Below are 14,410 nucleotides of genomic sequence, written 5' to 3'. Positions count from 1 at the left end.
TCCGGCCCCTCCACACCCCTGAACGGGTTTCCCCATGCGCGCTTTCCTTCTTGCTGCGGCCCTGGCCTGCCTTGGCCTCGTCTCGCCCGCTGCTGCCGACACTGTGGCGCAGATCGCCGCCGCCCATGCCGCCGACATCGAAAAGCCCTCGCGCCAGACCATCGGTCCGGTGATCAGCGAACTGGCCGCCTCGGGCGACCCGCTCGCCGCGAAACTGCTGGAGGCCTGGGGCAACAAGACTTTGGGCCAGCGCAAATCCGACAAGGTCTTCTTTTTTCTCGCGCCCGATCCGGCGGGCTATGCCCTGACCGACCTCACGGGTGCCGCCGCAGGCACTGCGGCCACCGAGGATATCACCGAACTCAAACCCAACGCCGGGGTGCGCGGGCTGATCGCCTCCTCCCTCGTGCAGTTCACCCTCTCCGACCCCGATCCGGTCAAGCGCGCCAATGCCCTGACCTCGATCGCCCAGGACCCCAATACCGAAAGCCTCGCCCCCCTGCGCGCCTCGATCGAGGGCGAGCCGGATGCGAAACTCAAGGCGCAGAAGCTGCGGCTCGAACGCCTTCTGACCCTGCGCTTCGACGCCGATCCCAAGGCGCGGGTGGCCGCCATGCAAAGCTTCGGCGCCGACAGCGGGCTTGACCTGCGCGGCGCCTTGACGCCCATCGTCGCCACCACCCGCCTTGCCGCCACCGATGCGCCGGAAGGCAAGAACATCGCGCGCGAGCTGAAGGTCGGCCGCGACATCTCTGCCCCCGAGGCCTATGACCTTCTGGTCGCCGACGGCTCCGCCCCCGCGCGTCTGAGCCATGAGGAGCAGAAGGCCGACCTCGCCGCCCATATCGTGGAGGACAAGGTCGGCGGCTTCCCCCTGGCCGCGCTGTCCGACCAGACCATCCGCGACAAGGCCTATACCGCGCTGGAACAGGCCGGCACCGTCCCCACCGCCGCCACCGATGACGAAGTGGCCGCCGCCGTCGCCGCCCACCGTTTCTACGAGGTCTATGCCGAGCCCAACCCCGAAGTGACCGATGCCGCCAAGGCCGCCTTGAAGAAAATCGGCGTCTCGGTCGGTGCGATGGAGGCGGTGGATCTTGCGATGGACGGCATGTCCTTGGCCGCGATCTATTTTCTGGCCGCCATCGGTCTGGCCATCACCTTCGGCGTGATGGGCGTCATCAACATGGCGCATGGCGAGTTCATCACCATGGGCGCCTATACTGGCTATGTCGTCCAGCAGATCGTGCCGGGCTATACGCTGTCGCTGGTCGTGGCCTTCCCGCTCGCCTTCGCCGTGACCTTCGCCGCAGGGGTGGCAATGGAGCGTCTGGTGATCCGCCACCTCTACAAGCGTCCGCTGGAAACCCTGCTCGCCACCTTCGGCATTTCCATCGCCCTGCAGCAGCTCTTCAAGAACATCTTCGGCACGCAAGCCCGCCCCCTGACCTCGCCCGACTGGCTCGGCGGTGCGCTGACCTTCAACGACGTGGTGTCGATCAGCTATATCCGCATCGCGATCATCGTGCTGGCGGCGCTGTTCCTCGGCTTCTTCCTCTACATGATGAAGCGCACGAGGCTGGGGCTCGAGGTCCGCGCCGTGACGCAAAACCCCGCCATGGCCGCTTCGATGGGGATCAACCCGGGCCGGATCAACATGCTGACCTTCGGCCTCGGCTCCGGCATCGCGGGAATTGCCGGCGTCGCCATCGGGCTGTTCGCCAAGGTCACCTCGGAACTTGGCACCGATTACATCGTGCAAAGCTTCATGACAGTCGTGGTCGGCGGCGTTGGCAACATCTGGGGTGCCTTGGCCGGCGCCACGATGATCGGCGGGCTGCAAAAGGCGATCGAGTGGCTGAACCCCTCCAACACGCTCGCCGCCCAGACCTACATGATCCTCTTCATCATCCTTTTCATCCAGTTCCGGCCGCGCGGCATCATCGCGCTCAAAGGCCGGGCGGCAGGGGACTGACATGACCGAAACCACCTCCGTAGCAGCGGCCCCCCCCGCACCCCCCCCTTCATTGGTCCATAAATATCCCGGGGGTGCGGGGGCTGGCCCCCGCGCGTCGGCCGCACTCACCCGGCGCGGGTTTCTGGCGCGCAACCCTTCGGTCATGTGGTTCCTTCTGGCGCTGATCGTGCTGACCGTGGTGGTGACGATCCTCAGCCCGGCCTTGGGCATGGGCGCCATGTCGACCTCTTTCGTCAAGACCCTGGGCAAGACGCTCTGCCTCTGCCTTGCCGCCCTCGCGATGGATATCGTCTGGGGCTATACGGGCATCCTCTCCCTCGGTCACATGGCCTTCTTCGCGCTTGGCGGCTACATGATCGGCCAGTGGCTGATGTATGCCCGCACCGAGGAGATTGTGGTGCAGGCCCTCGCCTCCGATCCCTTGCCCGCCACCGCGGGAGAGATCGCCCAAGGTGTGGGCACCCAGATCTTCGGCGTGGTCGGCGGTTCCGACATCCCGCTGATCTGGAGCTTTGCCCATTCGCTGCCTTTGCAACTGGCGCTGGTGGTGCTGGTGCCGGGGCTTCTGGCGCTCATCTTCGGCTGGCTCGCCTTCCGCAGCCGGGTGACCGGGGTGTATCTCTCGATCCTGACGCAGGCCATGACCCTGGCCCTGTCGCTTTACCTCTTCCAGAACGACTCCGGCCTGCGCGGCAACAACGGGCTTTCCGGCCTGCAAAACCTGCCGGGTCTGGCCGAGACCAGCCAGGATTTCGTCTCGCTCTGGTTCTTCTGGGCCTCGGCCCTGGCGCTTGCGCTGGCTTATCTGCTGCTGGCCTGGGTGACCTCGGGCAAGCTCGGCTCGGTCCTGCGCGCGATAAGGGATGACGAGGCGCGGGTGCGGTTTCTGGGCTATCCCGTCGAGGGCTACAAGCTGTTCGTCTTCGCCCTGACGGCGGTAATCTGCGGCCTCGCGGGGGCGCTTTACTACCCGCAGGCGGGCATCATCAACCCGGCCGAACTGGCGCCCATCGCCTCGATCTATCTCGCGGTCTGGGTCGCCATCGGGGGCAGGGGGCGGCTTTACGGCGCGGTGATCGGCGCAGCCTTTGTCTCCCTGCTGTCAAGCTGGTTCACCGGGGGTCGCGCGCCGACGATTCCTCTGGGCTTTTACACCGTCGATTGGGTCGACTGGTGGCAGGTGCTGCTTGGCCTGTCCTTCGTCTGCGTCACCCTCTTTGCGCCCAAGGGCATCGGCGGCCTCTTCGACCGCTTCCAGGGCATCCACGCCCCTGACCGCAAGGGCGCCGACCTTGGCCCCGACCAGGGGTCCTTGCAGGAACAGGAGGCGGTGGAATGAACTCGCTTCTCGAGGTTTCCGGCGTCTCGGTCAGCTTTGACGGTTTCAAAGCGATCAACAACCTGTCCTTCTCCATCGGCCCGGCAGAGCTGCGCGCCATCATCGGGCCGAACGGGGCGGGCAAGACCACCTTCATGGATATCGTCACCGGCAAGACCAAGCCCAATTCCGGCTCGGTCACCTGGGGCGACCGCTCGATCTCGCTCCTCTCGCTGTCCGAGGCCGCCATCGCCCGAGCCGGGGTCGGCCGCAAGTTCCAGCGCCCCACGGTGTTCGAGGATCAGACGGTGGCGGAAAACCTCGTCCTCGCCCTCAAATCCCCGCGCAGCCCCTTCGCGGCCCTGGTCTTCGCCCTGACCGGCGAAGGCCGCAAGCGGGTCGAAGCCCTGGCCGCGCAGGTCGGCCTGACGGACGCCCTGCCGCGCAAGGCGGGCGAACTCAGCCACGGTCAGAAGCAATGGCTGGAGATTGCCATGCTTCTGGCGCAGGAGCCCCGGCTTCTGCTGGTCGACGAACCCGCCGCCGGGATGACCCTGGCCGAGCGCGAGCTGACGACCGCCATGCTGGTCGAGATCGCCAAGACCCGCGCCGTGGTCGTCGTCGAACACGACATGGAGTTCGTCCGCCGGCTCGACTGCCGGGTGACGGTCCTGCACGAAGGGTCGGTTCTGGCCGAAGGCTCGCTCGACCATGTCACCAAGAACCCGCAAGTCATCGAAGTCTATCTGGGCCGCGGCTGAAGGAGCGTTCTATGCTGGAAACCAAAGGGCTGACGCTGCATTACGGCGGTTCGCAAATTCTGCACGGCATTGATTTCATTGCCAAGACCGGAGAAGTCACCTGTGTCATGGGCACCAACGGCGTGGGCAAGACCTCGCTTCTGAAGGCGCTTGCCGGCACCCATCCGCGGTCGGGCGGCGAGGTCATCCTGAACGGCGAGACCCTGCCGCGCCTGCGCCCGCAAGAGATGGCGGTGCGTGGCCTGTCGGTGGTGCCACAAGGCCGGATGATCTTCCCCCTGCTGACCGTGCGGGAAAACCTGGAAACCGCCTATGCCGTCCTGCCCAAATCCGAACACTTTGTGCCCGACGAGATCTACGACCTCTTCCCAGTCCTGAAAGACATGACCCGTAGGCGGGGCGGCGACCTGTCCGGCGGCCAGCAGCAACAGCTGGCCATCGCCCGCGCCATGCTGATGAAGCCCAAGGTCCTGCTTCTGGATGAGCCGACCGAGGGCATCCAGCCCAATATCATCCAGCAGATCGGCCGCGTGATCACCTATCTCAAATCCAAGGGCGACATCGCCATCGTGCTGGTCGAACAGTATTTCGACTTTGCCTATGGGCTGGCCGACCATTTCTACGTCCTGCGCCGCGGATCGGTCGCGATGCAGGGCAGCCGGACCGAGCTGACGCAAGATCAACTCCGCGCCGAGGTTTCGGTCTGACGCGGCCCCCTTGCGGAATTAGCCCGGTCAAACCTCCGGCATTCCCCTGAAAACCTTGGCGCCGGGGCTTGCTCCCGCCCGGTGCGCGCTTCATGGTGCGGCGGAATTTCCGGGGTATCCGACGTGGTCCTGCACGAGGCTGTTCTACTCTTTTCGGGCGGCGCGCTGGCCGGTGTGATCAATGTCATCGCGGGCGGCGCGGGTTTCATGACCTTCCCGCTGCTCCTCGCCGCCGGGATGACCGAGGTTGCCGCTAATGCCTCGAATTTCGTGGCGGTCCTGCCGGCCAATCTGGTCGGCACCTGGGTCTACCGCAGGGAATTGGCCGAGGTGCGCCAGAACCTTTGGCTGCGCATGGGGCTGGCGGCCTTCGGCGGGCTGATCGGCGCGCTGATCCTGACCCATACCGGCCAGGCCTCGTTCCAAAGCGCCATCCCCTGGCTTTTGCTCTTTGCCACCACTTCCTTTGCCCTAGGCCCGCGCATCAAGGCGGTGGTGGAGCGGATGCCCGGCTTTGACCGCGCCCGCTGGCTCTGGCTCTCGCTGCTCCTGGAGTTCTGCGTCTACATCTACGCGGGCTATTTCGGCCTTGGCATGGGGATCATCCTGTTCGCGATCTACGGCATCTTCTCCGAGATGACGATCCATCAGGGCAATGCGATCCGCAACATCACCACGGCGCTGTCGAGCCTGGTGGCCATCGTGATCTTCATCGCCTCAGGGCTGATCCAGTGGTTGCCCTCGCTTGTGATGATGGCGGGCGCGGTCCTCGGCGGGATGGTGGCGGTGCACCTGGCCAAAAGACTGCCGGCCCGGCTGGTGCGGGTGGCGATCCTCGGCTGGGCCATCTGCCTGACCGCGCTGGCCTTCTACAAGTATTTCTGACCCGCATGTCTCTTGTGGCCAGGGCAGGGCCGCCTCGCCCTCGAGGTCCAGAAGCGCCCGACATGGCCCTGACAGAGGAAGTCCGGCTTCGGTCCGGGTCGGCGCCCACACCAAAGCAGAAATGATTTCAAGGGTTTATGGGGGAATGTGGAGGCGAGTATCGGAATCGAACCGATCTTCACGGATTTGCAATCCGCTGCGTAACCTCTCCGCCAACTCGCCGCCGTTGAGGTATGCGTTCCATAGCGGGTGATCGCGCGCATGGCAAGAGCGGCTGTGGTGCCTGCGCGCAACTCCCGCTGCGACCCTCCTTCGCGCGCCATGGGGCAGGAAGGGGGGGTGCCCCCCCTTCCTGCTTCCGACGCCGGGGCCCATGCTCGCCGGGTGGAGCCTAGTCGACCAGGAACTCCGGCCCCGCGATATGCACGGCCAGCAGGCAGCCGTTCGGCGTGAAGGAATGATGTTCCGACCCGTCGCGGTAAAACACCAGATCGCCGGCCTTCAGGATCCGCCCGTCGCTTTCGTGCAACTCGCCCTCCAGGATCAGGAACTGCTCATGCCCGTTGTGGCGGTGGCTGCGCGTCGTCATGCCGGCGGGCATGCGGTAGACGTGAAAGCCGGTGCCGAGAGGCGTGTCGGTGTCCAGCTGCAGGACCGCATCGCCGAGCGCCTGCCCGTCGGGATAGACGAAGGGCGTGAAGGCCGCGTCGTGGATGTTGGCGACCTTGCGGTCGGCTTCGGTGATCTTGCGCATCATGGCTCCTTCCTGGGCTCAAGGGACCGCAACATCCTGTCACCCAGCCTTGATCTTGTCCCAGACCTCGCTCAGGGCGGCGCTTTGCGTGGGGCTGAGCGCCGGGGCGGCGCGCAGCCGCGCCAGGGTGGCGGCATCGGGATAGACGGCGGGGTCGGCGGTAATGGCGGGGTCGATCAGATCGCGCGCCTCGCGGTTGGCATTGGCATAGCCGGTGAAGTCGGTGCATTTGGCAATGACCTCGGGGCGGAGCATATAGTCGAGAAAGACATGGGCATTGTCCAGATTGCGCGCATCGACCGGCAGGCACCAGAGGTCGGTCCAGGCCGGTGCGCCCGAATGCGGCACCGCATAGGCCAGCGTGACCTTGGGCCGGCTGTCGGCGGTTCCGGCCTCGATCATCTCGGTGACGGCGGCTTGCGTGACGCTGTAATCGCCCGACCAAGTGGCCGCCAAAGCCAGGGTGCCGGCGGGCAGGGCGTTGAGGTAATCGGTGTTGTCGAACTCGCGGATATAGGGGCGGACCTTGGCAAAGGCCTGGGCCATCCGGTCATAATCCGCGCTTTGGGCCTTGGCCGGGTCGATCCCCAGCATCGACAGCACCATGAAGCTGATGTCGGGCGCCGAATCGAGCAGGCTGATCCCGGCGCCGGACAACCGGGCCGCCGTCTCCGGCGCGAAGATCGCCTGCATGGGGTCGAACTCCACCCCCTGCAGCGCGTCCTGCACCAGAGCGGTGTTATAGGTGAACCCGGTCGAGCCCCAGAGATAGGGCAACCCGTAAGCATTGCCCGGATCATAGCCCGCCGCGATCCGGGTGATCGCGGGGTCCAGATGCGACAGGTTCTTCAGCCGGGCCAGATCCAGCGCCTGATAGGTGCCCGAGGCGACAAAGCCCGGCAGCGTGGTGCCCGACTGCAGCACCACGTCATAGCCCGTGGAGCCGCCTGCCATCCGCGCCTGCATCTCCTCGGCGCTGGCATAGATGTCGTAGACCACGTTGATCCCGGTCTCGGCCTGGAAATCCTCGATCGTGCTTTCGCCGATATAGTCGGACCAGTTATAAAGGTTGAGCGTGCCCGCCGCGGCAGAGGCGGGGCGGACCCAGGGGGCGGCGAGGCCGGTGGCCAGGCCGGCGCTGAGTGTGGTCAGAAGGGTGCGGCGGGTGATCGTCATTTGGGTCTCCGGCAACTTGGGCGCTTTCCCGCCATCCCTGCGCCAGACGCGCGCGCGCTGCCATGCAAATCCGGCGTCTTCACGGCGAATTCAACGTCATGCGGCCGTCTCGCCCGTCCCCCTTGGCAGCAATTCCCTTGCCGCAGGGCCGCCGGATCGGGTTATGAAGGGCAAAGACCGAGGAGACGCGATGCCCGACCCCGCCCTGCCGCCACCGCCCGCGACCCGAGCTGACAGCGGCCCGGAGACTGGCCCGAAGTCTGGTTCAGAGCCGGGACCCGAGCCTGAAGCCACTTCCGCAGCCGAGGCGGAGCCGCGCAAGAAAAGCCGAGCGGCGCGACGGGTTCAGCTGATCGAGGCGACCATCCAGACCCTGGCCCTGCGCGGCTATGCCCGCTGTACCCTGGCCGAGGTCGCCACCCGCGCCGGCCTGTCGCATGGCCTGGTCAACTTCCACTTCCAGTCCAAGGAAAAGCTCCTGTCCGAGACGCTGGCCTATCTGGCCGAGGAATACCGCGCCAACTGGCAGGCTTGCCTCGCCCGCGCCGGGGACGACCCGGCAGCGCAGCTCGCGGCCCTTCTCGCGGCCGATTTCGACCCGCGGGTCTGCACGCCGGAGCGGCTCTCGGCCTGGTGCAGCTTTTGGGGCGAGGCGCAGGCGCGGCCACTCTATCAGGCGCAATGCGCCTCCAACGACGCCGATTACAACCGGGTTCTGGCCGAGATCTGTGCCCGGCTGATCGCCAGCGGCGGCTATGCCGCTGTGCCGACCCGGGTGGCGCGGGTTTTGCAGGCGGCGGGCGAGGGGGTCTGGCTGGACCTGATGACGATGAACCCCTCCTATGGCCTGACCGAGGCGCTGGCCATCGTCCACAGCTGTGCGGCGGCGTTTTTCCCGCGGCATTTCAATGAGATGGGGCTGATTTCCTGAGGTTGCGCTTGTGGCCGGCGGCCGGGGGTTTCACACCCCCGGACCCCCGTGGGATATTTATGGACCAATGAAAGGGGGGCGGGGGCGTTGACTTGAAGCCTGCAGCACCGCCAAATGCCGCCGGATGGAGGGTGTCATGACGCCGCTGGAGAAGGTTCAAGGCCTCGGGTGCTGGAGCGGGCCGGTCGTGGTGGCGCCTTTGGGGGGCGGCATCACCAATGTGAATTTCGTGGTGCAAGACGGCGCGCGCCGTGCGGTGGTGCGGATCGGCGATGACATTCCGGTGCATCAGATCCTGCGCTTCAACGAGCTGGCGGCGAGCCGGGCGGCCTTTGCCGCAGGCGTCTCGCCCGCCGTGCTGCATCACGAGCCGGGGGTGCTGGTGCTGGATTTTGTCGAGGGCCGCACCATGACGGCGGCCGATTTCCAGCAGGACGACCTTCTGGATCAGGCGCTGGATCTGGTGATCCGGGTGCACCGCGAGATGCCGAAGCACCTGCGCGGGGCGAGCCTGACCTTCTGGGTCTTCCACGTCATCCGCGACTACGTCCAGACCCTGACCGAGGGCGCCAGCCGCCATCTGCCGCTGCTGCCGCGCCTTCTGGCCGAGGCCGAGGCGCTGGAGCGCGGCGTGGGGCCGATCGAGATGGTCTTTGGCCACAACGACCTTTTGCCCGCCAATTTCCTGCATGACGGCGCCCGGATGTGGCTGGTCGACTGGGATTATGCCGGTTGGGGCTCGCCCCTGTTCGACCTTGGCGGGCTGGCGGCCAACAATGCCCTGTCCGAGGCGCAGGAGCGGCGGATGCTTTTGCGTTACTTTGGCCTGTTAGACGCGGGCCTGTGGCGGCGCTACCTTGCGATGAAGGCGGCGGCGGCGCTGCGCGAAACGCTGTGGTCGATGGTGTCCGAGATCCACTCCGAGATCGACTTTGACTATGCCGCCTATACCGCGGCCAATCTTTCCACCTATGCCAAGGCTTTCGACGCCTTTGCCCAAGCCTGAGGATATCATGGACCTTCCCTCCACGGCCAAGGCCGTCATCATCGGCGGCGGCATTGTCGGCACCTCGACCGCTTACCACCTCGGCAAGCTCGGCTGGTCCGACACCGTGCTTCTGGAGCGCAAGAAGCTGACCTCGGGCACCACCTTTCATGCCGCGGGGCTGGTGGGACAGCTGCGCACCAGTGCCAATATCACCCAGCTGCTGGGCTATTCGGTCGACCTCTACAAAAGGCTGGAGGCCGAGACGGGCCTGCAGACCGGCTGGAAGATGAACGGCGGCCTTCGGCTGGCCTGCAACGCCGAACGCTGGACGGAAGTGAAGCGCCAGGCCACCACCGCGCACAGCTTCGGGCTGGAGATGCACCTTCTCACGCCGCAGGAGGCGCAGGACCTCTGGCCCTTGATGACGATCGACGATCTGGTCGGCGCGGCTTATCTTCCGACCGATGGCCAGGCCAACCCTTCGGACATCACCCAAAGCCTCGCGCGGGGCGCGCGGATGGCTGGGGTGAAGATTTTCGAGGATACCCCGGTCACCCGGATCCTCGTGGAGGAGGGCCGGATCAAGGGGGTGCAAACCCCTTTCGGCACCATCCAATGCGAAAAGGTGGTGATCTGCGCCGGGCAATGGACCCGCGATCTGGCCGCCACCGTGGGGGTGAATGTCCCGCTCGTTTCGGTCGAGCATCAGTACATGATCACCGAACGCATCCCGGGTGTGACGCCCGGCCTGCCGACGCTGCGCGATCCGGATCGGCTGACCTATTGGAAGGAAGACGTCGGCGGCCTCGTCTGGGGTGGTTATGAGCCCAATCCGAAGCCCTGGGCGGTGAACGGCATCCCCGAAGGCTTCCATTTCGAGACATTGACCCCGGACTGGGACCATTACGAACAGTTCATGGACAATGCAATTGCCCGGGTGCCGGCGCTGGCCACGGCCGGGGTCAAGCAGCTGTTGAACGGCCCGGAAAGCTTCACTCCGGATGGCAATTTCATCCTGGGCGAGGCGCCGGAGCTGAAGAATTGCTTCATCGGCGCGGGGTTCAACGCCTTTGGCATCGCGTCGGGCGGCGGGGCGGGCATGGCTTTGGCCGAATGGGTGGCCAAGGGTGAGGCGCCCTATGATCTTTGGCCGGTCGATATCCGCCGCTTCGGGTCGGTCCACCGCTCGGTCGATTGGGTCCGCGCCCGCACCACCGAGGCTTACGGCAAGCACTACACCATCGCCTGGCCCTCGGAGGAGATGAGGTCGGCCCGGCCCACCCGCCGCTCTCCCCTCTATGCGCATCTGAAGGCCGCAGGCGCCTGTTTCGGCGAAAAGCTGGGATGGGAGCGCCCGAACTGGTTTGCAGGCCCGGGGGAGGAGCCGGTGGACCGCTATTCCTATCAGCGGCCCGGCTGGTGGGAGGCCGTGGCGCGCGAACACAAGGCGGCGCGCGAGGCGGCGGTGCTGATCGACCAAAGCTCCTTCGCCAAGTTCACCCTGAAAGGCCCGGATGCGGCCAAGGCGCTCAACTGGATCGCGGCGGGGAATGTGGATCGGGCGGTGGGCAGCCTGACCTATACCCAGTTATTGAATGATCGTGCGGGAATTGAGGCCGATGTGACGGTGGCACGGGTGGCGGAGGACGAGTTCTACATCACCACAGGCACCGGCTTTGCCACCCATGATTTCCACTGGATCAGCCGCAACCTGCAGGGCAACTGCCAGCTGGTCGATGTGACCTCGGGCCATGCCGTCCTGTCGCTGATGGGGCCGGAGGCGCGCAATATCCTGTCGCGGGTCTGCAAGGACGATCTCTCCAACGCTGGTTTCCCCTTTGGCCGGGCGCAGCGGATCTCGGTCGCCGCCTGCCCGGTGCTGGCACTCAGGGTGACCTATGTCGGCGAACTCGGCTGGGAACTGCACATGCCGACCGAAGTGGCCGTGACGGTCTATGAGGCGCTGATGGCGGCGGGCCAGAACCTTGGCCTGATCAACGCCGGCTACCGCGCGATCGAGACGCTGCGGCTGGAGAAGGGCTACCGCGCCTGGGGCGCCGATATCGGGCCGGACCATACCCCGGTCGAGGCGGGGCTGACCTGGGCGGTGAAGATGAAGTCCAACATCCCCTTCAAGGGGCGCGAGGCGATGGTGGCGCAGTTGGCCAATGGCGTCAAGAAGCGCCTTGCGACCTTCACGGTCGCCGACCCGCAGGTCATTCTTCTGGGCCGCGAGACGATCTATCGTGATGGCGAAAGGGTGGGCTGGCTCTCCTCGGGCGGCTTTGGCCATACCATCGGCAAGCCCATCGGCCTCGGCTATGTCCGCCGCGCCGGGGTGGATGAGGCCTACCTCGCCTCGGGCGCATGGGAGCTGGAGGTGGCCTCCGAACGCGTGCCCTGCACGGCGGGATTTGCGCCGCTCTATGACCCGACCAACCTGCGGGTGAAGGCCTGAGGGCAGGGGGCAGACCGCCCCTTTCAAATCGGATCTTTCATTTTGACCCGGGGACTTCTACCCTTGGCCCGATGGAGGACAGGGTGGCAGCGACGGATCAGAACTTGCCCTTGGCGGCCCTTCTGGCCCAGCGTCCGCTGGACCTGACGGATGAGGCTTGGCTTGACGTGCTGACGGCGGTGGACCGGACCTATACCGACCTTGTCGACTATCAGGAACGCCTCGAACGCCAGAACACCGAGCTGGAGGACCTGCGCCGCTTCCTCGCCTCGATCCTGTCCTCGGTCAGTGATGTTTTGATCGCCACGACCCGCGACGGCGTGGTGGAGGAGATCAGCGCCTCGCTCACCGTGCAGACCGGGCAGGCGCGTTCAGCGCTGGTCGGGCGCTATGTCTCGGATCTGTTTGATCCTTCCAATCGCAAGGCGCTGGAGGCGGCCCTGCACCATGTGCAGGCGGCGAAAACCGGCGTGACGCTGGAACTGGCGCTCTTGACCGCGACAGGCGAGGCGCCGAGCCCCTTGGAGATGAACCTTTCGCCCCGGATGGACGACCGCGGCCGGGTGGTGGGCGCGGTCCTGTCGGGCCGCCCGCTGGGAGAACTCCGCCAGGCCTATGCCGATCTGGGCCGCAGCCATGATGCCCTCAAGACCACCCAGACCCAGCTGGTGCGCAACGAAAAGCTCGCCTCGCTCGGTCGTCTGCTGGCCGGGGTGGCGCATGAGCTGAACAACCCGATCAGCTTTGTCTATGCCAACACCCATGCCTTGGAAAAATACGTCGGCAAGTTCGAGACTTATTTCGCCCGTGTCCAGGCCGGGGCCAGCCGCGACGAGTTGGTGGCCCTGCGCGGCGAGCTGAAGCTCGACCGCGAGGTGAAGAACCTGCACGAGGCGGTGGCGGGCGCCCGCGCCGGGGCAGAGCGGGTGCGCGACATCGTGGCCGACCTCAGGCGGCTGTCCTCGGAAGGTTCGGGCGAGATCGTCGATTTCGATCTGGTCGAGACCGCCCATGTCGCGGCCAACTGGGTTTTGCGCGCCAACAGGGAACCGGTGGAGATGCGCTTTGAAGGCGCCTCGCGCCTGATGGCGCGCGGGCGGCCCGGCCATGTCCAGCAGGTGGTGATGAACCTTGTCCAGAACGCGGTGGACGCGCTGGAGGGGGCGGCGGCGGCAGAGGTCACCCTGTCGCTCGGCATCGAGGGTGGGCAGGCGGTGCTCGATGTCGCCGACAACGGGCCGGGGATTGCCGAGGCCATGGTGCAGGCGATCTTCGACCCTTTCTTCACCACCAAACCGGTCGGGCGCGGCACCGGGCTTGGCCTGTCGATCAGCCACAAGATCGCCGAGGAGCACGGCGGCAGCCTGCGCCTGATGGCATTCGCGCCCGAGGGTGCAAGGTTCCGGCTGGCCCTGCCGCTGGCCGCATCGACGCAGGCAGGTGAGGGAGGCGCATGAACGTACTCTGGCTTCAAGCCTCGGGCTGCGGCGGCTGCACCATGTCGCTGCTTTGCGCCGAGGATCCCAATGTCTTCGACCTGCTGGAGGGCGCGGGCATCCACATGCTCTGGCACCCCGCCTTCAGCCGCGCCTCGGGCGAAGAGGTCCGGGCGCTGTTTGCGGCCATCCTCTCCGGCGAACAGGTTCTGGACGTGCTGTGCGTCGAGGGCGCCATCGCGCGCGGGCCGCAGGGCACCGGGCGCTATCACATCCTGTCGGGCACCGGCAAACCGATGCTGACCTGGGTGCAGGACCTTGCCGCCTGCGCGCGCCATGTCGTGGCGGTGGGCACCTGTGCGGCCTATGGCGGGGTGACCACGGCGGGTGGCAACCCGTCCGATGCGGTCGGCCTGCAATATGACGGCGCCCATCCCGGCGGCATCTTCGCCGCCGATTACCGCGCTGCGGGAGGTCTGCCTGTGGTCAATGTCGCCGGTTGCCCGACCCACCCCGGCTGGGTGACCGAGACGTTGCTGCTCCTCGCCTCCGATTCCATGGGGCCGGGCGATCTGGATGCGCTGGCAAGGCCAAGGTTCTACGCCGATCACCTCGTCCACCACGCCTGCCCGAAGAACGAGTTCTACGAATACAAGGCCTCGGCCCGCGCCCTGTCGCAGATGGGCTGCATGATGGAACATCTGGGCTGCGTCGGAACGCAGGCCGTCGGCGATTGCAACATCCGCCCGTGGAACGGCGAAGGCTCCTGCACCCGGGGCGGCTATCCCTGCATCGCCTGCACCGCGCCCGAGTTCGAAGAGCCGCGCCACGCCTTCACCGAGACGCCGAAAATCGCCGGCATCCCGGTGGGCCTGCCCTCGGACATGCCCAAGGCCTGGTTCATGGCGCTGGCCTCGCTGAGCAAGGCCGCCACCCCGGCACGGATCGCCCGCAACGCGGTCTCTGACCGGATCGACGTGCCGCCGACCTTGCGAAAGCCGCGCCGATGAGCGGGCGG

Annotated in this window: 12 protein-coding genes and 1 tRNA gene; 10 read left to right on the top strand and 3 right to left on the bottom strand. The window is 66.3% G+C overall.

The features are described from left to right. The first annotated feature begins 34 nt into the window (after positions 1-34). The 5 genes from urtB (at position 35) to AC1DVR_RS04635 (ending at position 5,649) form a co-directional block, all read left to right on the top strand. Positions 35-1,975: an urea ABC transporter permease subunit UrtB gene (urtB, locus tag AC1DVR_RS04655; protein WP_477999368.1), complete on the top strand. Its 1,941-nt coding sequence runs from the start codon at positions 35-37 to the stop codon at positions 1,973-1,975. Between the two features lie 145 nt (positions 1,976-2,120). Beyond that, positions 2,121-3,317, top strand: a complete 1,197-nt coding sequence (gene urtC, locus AC1DVR_RS04650; RefSeq protein WP_477999620.1) for an urea ABC transporter permease subunit UrtC — start codon at positions 2,121-2,123, stop codon at positions 3,315-3,317. After that, on the top strand, positions 3,314-4,057 hold the full coding sequence (gene urtD / locus AC1DVR_RS04645) for an urea ABC transporter ATP-binding protein UrtD (RefSeq protein WP_477999367.1): 744 nt from the start codon (positions 3,314-3,316) through the stop codon (positions 4,055-4,057). Before urtC ends, urtD begins: the two co-directional genes overlap by 4 nt. Positions 4,058-4,068: 11 nt before the next feature. Beyond that, the gene (gene urtE / locus AC1DVR_RS04640) at positions 4,069-4,764 is read left to right on the top strand and encodes an urea ABC transporter ATP-binding subunit UrtE (RefSeq protein ID WP_477999366.1); all 696 of its coding nucleotides are present in this window, start codon (positions 4,069-4,071) and stop codon (positions 4,762-4,764) included. Between the two features lie 123 nt (positions 4,765-4,887). Further along, on the top strand, positions 4,888-5,649 hold the full coding sequence (locus tag AC1DVR_RS04635; RefSeq protein WP_477999365.1) for a sulfite exporter TauE/SafE family protein: 762 nt from the start codon (positions 4,888-4,890) through the stop codon (positions 5,647-5,649). Positions 5,650-5,797: 148 nt separating this feature from the next. Here the strand turns inward: AC1DVR_RS04635 and AC1DVR_RS04630 are convergent. The 3 genes from AC1DVR_RS04630 to AC1DVR_RS04620 all read right to left on the bottom strand — a co-directional run bounded on the left by AC1DVR_RS04630 (position 5,798) and on the right by AC1DVR_RS04620 (position 7,579). After that, a tRNA-Cys gene (locus AC1DVR_RS04630) sits at positions 5,798-5,871 on the bottom strand. 169 nt (positions 5,872-6,040) lie between these two features. Continuing rightward, positions 6,041-6,406 carry a cupin domain-containing protein gene (locus tag AC1DVR_RS04625; protein ID WP_477999364.1) on the bottom strand — a complete coding sequence of 122 codons (366 nt, stop codon included), beginning with the start codon at positions 6,404-6,406 and terminating at the stop codon, positions 6,041-6,043. Positions 6,407-6,442: 36 nt separating this feature from the next. After that, positions 6,443-7,579 (bottom strand): extracellular solute-binding protein, encoded by a 1,137-nt coding sequence (locus AC1DVR_RS04620; RefSeq protein ID WP_477999363.1) that lies wholly within the window; start codon positions 7,577-7,579, stop codon positions 6,443-6,445. A gap of 190 nt (positions 7,580-7,769) precedes the next feature. Between AC1DVR_RS04620 and AC1DVR_RS04615 the strand changes: the two genes are divergently transcribed. From AC1DVR_RS04615 to AC1DVR_RS04595, 5 genes are all read left to right on the top strand, one after another. After that, a complete protein-coding gene (locus AC1DVR_RS04615) occupies positions 7,770-8,510 on the top strand; it encodes a TetR/AcrR family transcriptional regulator (protein WP_477999362.1) in 741 nt (246 codons plus the stop codon). Between the two features lie 136 nt (positions 8,511-8,646). Further along, on the top strand, positions 8,647-9,516 hold the full coding sequence (locus AC1DVR_RS04610) for a phosphotransferase (RefSeq protein ID WP_477999361.1): 870 nt from the start codon (positions 8,647-8,649) through the stop codon (positions 9,514-9,516). Positions 9,517-9,520: 4 nt separating this feature from the next. Beyond that, positions 9,521-11,956: a GcvT family protein gene (locus AC1DVR_RS04605; protein ID WP_477999619.1), complete on the top strand. Its 2,436-nt coding sequence runs from the start codon at positions 9,521-9,523 to the stop codon at positions 11,954-11,956. An 83-nt stretch (positions 11,957-12,039) separates the two neighbouring features. Continuing rightward, positions 12,040-13,413 carry a sensor histidine kinase gene (locus AC1DVR_RS04600; RefSeq protein WP_477999360.1) on the top strand — a complete coding sequence of 458 codons (1,374 nt, stop codon included), beginning with the start codon at positions 12,040-12,042 and terminating at the stop codon, positions 13,411-13,413. Further along, positions 13,410-14,402, top strand: a complete 993-nt coding sequence (locus AC1DVR_RS04595; RefSeq protein WP_477999359.1) for an NADH-quinone oxidoreductase subunit B family protein — start codon at positions 13,410-13,412, stop codon at positions 14,400-14,402. Before AC1DVR_RS04600 ends, AC1DVR_RS04595 begins: the two co-directional genes overlap by 4 nt. Positions 14,403-14,410: the final 8 nt, after the last annotated feature.

This window comes from Rhodobacter sp. P2_H5 (assembly GCF_056403335.1).
Note: the sequence above shows the minus strand (reverse complement) of the source record. Positions and strands in the feature narration are given on the sequence as shown.

What these genes read in the sequence shown, in the direction of transcription:
- urtB (WP_477999368.1), top strand. Translation starts at nt 35, where the DNA reads ATGCGCGCTTTCCTTCTTGCTGCGGCCCTGGCCTGCCTTGGCCTCGTC.
- urtC (WP_477999620.1), top strand. Translation starts at nt 2,121, where the DNA reads ATGTGGTTCCTTCTGGCGCTGATCGTGCTGACCGTGGTGGTGACGATC.
- urtD (WP_477999367.1), top strand. Translation starts at nt 3,314, where the DNA reads ATGAACTCGCTTCTCGAGGTTTCCGGCGTCTCGGTCAGCTTTGACGGT.
- urtE (WP_477999366.1), top strand. Translation starts at nt 4,069, where the DNA reads ATGCTGGAAACCAAAGGGCTGACGCTGCATTACGGCGGTTCGCAAATT.
- AC1DVR_RS04625 (WP_477999364.1), bottom strand. Translation starts at nt 6,406, where the DNA reads ATGATGCGCAAGATCACCGAAGCCGACCGCAAGGTCGCCAACATCCAC.
- AC1DVR_RS04620 (WP_477999363.1), bottom strand. Translation starts at nt 7,579, where the DNA reads ATGACGATCACCCGCCGCACCCTTCTGACCACACTCAGCGCCGGCCTG.
- AC1DVR_RS04615 (WP_477999362.1), top strand. Translation starts at nt 7,770, where the DNA reads ATGCCCGACCCCGCCCTGCCGCCACCGCCCGCGACCCGAGCTGACAGC.
- AC1DVR_RS04610 (WP_477999361.1), top strand. Translation starts at nt 8,647, where the DNA reads ATGACGCCGCTGGAGAAGGTTCAAGGCCTCGGGTGCTGGAGCGGGCCG.
- AC1DVR_RS04595 (WP_477999359.1), top strand. Translation starts at nt 13,410, where the DNA reads ATGAACGTACTCTGGCTTCAAGCCTCGGGCTGCGGCGGCTGCACCATG.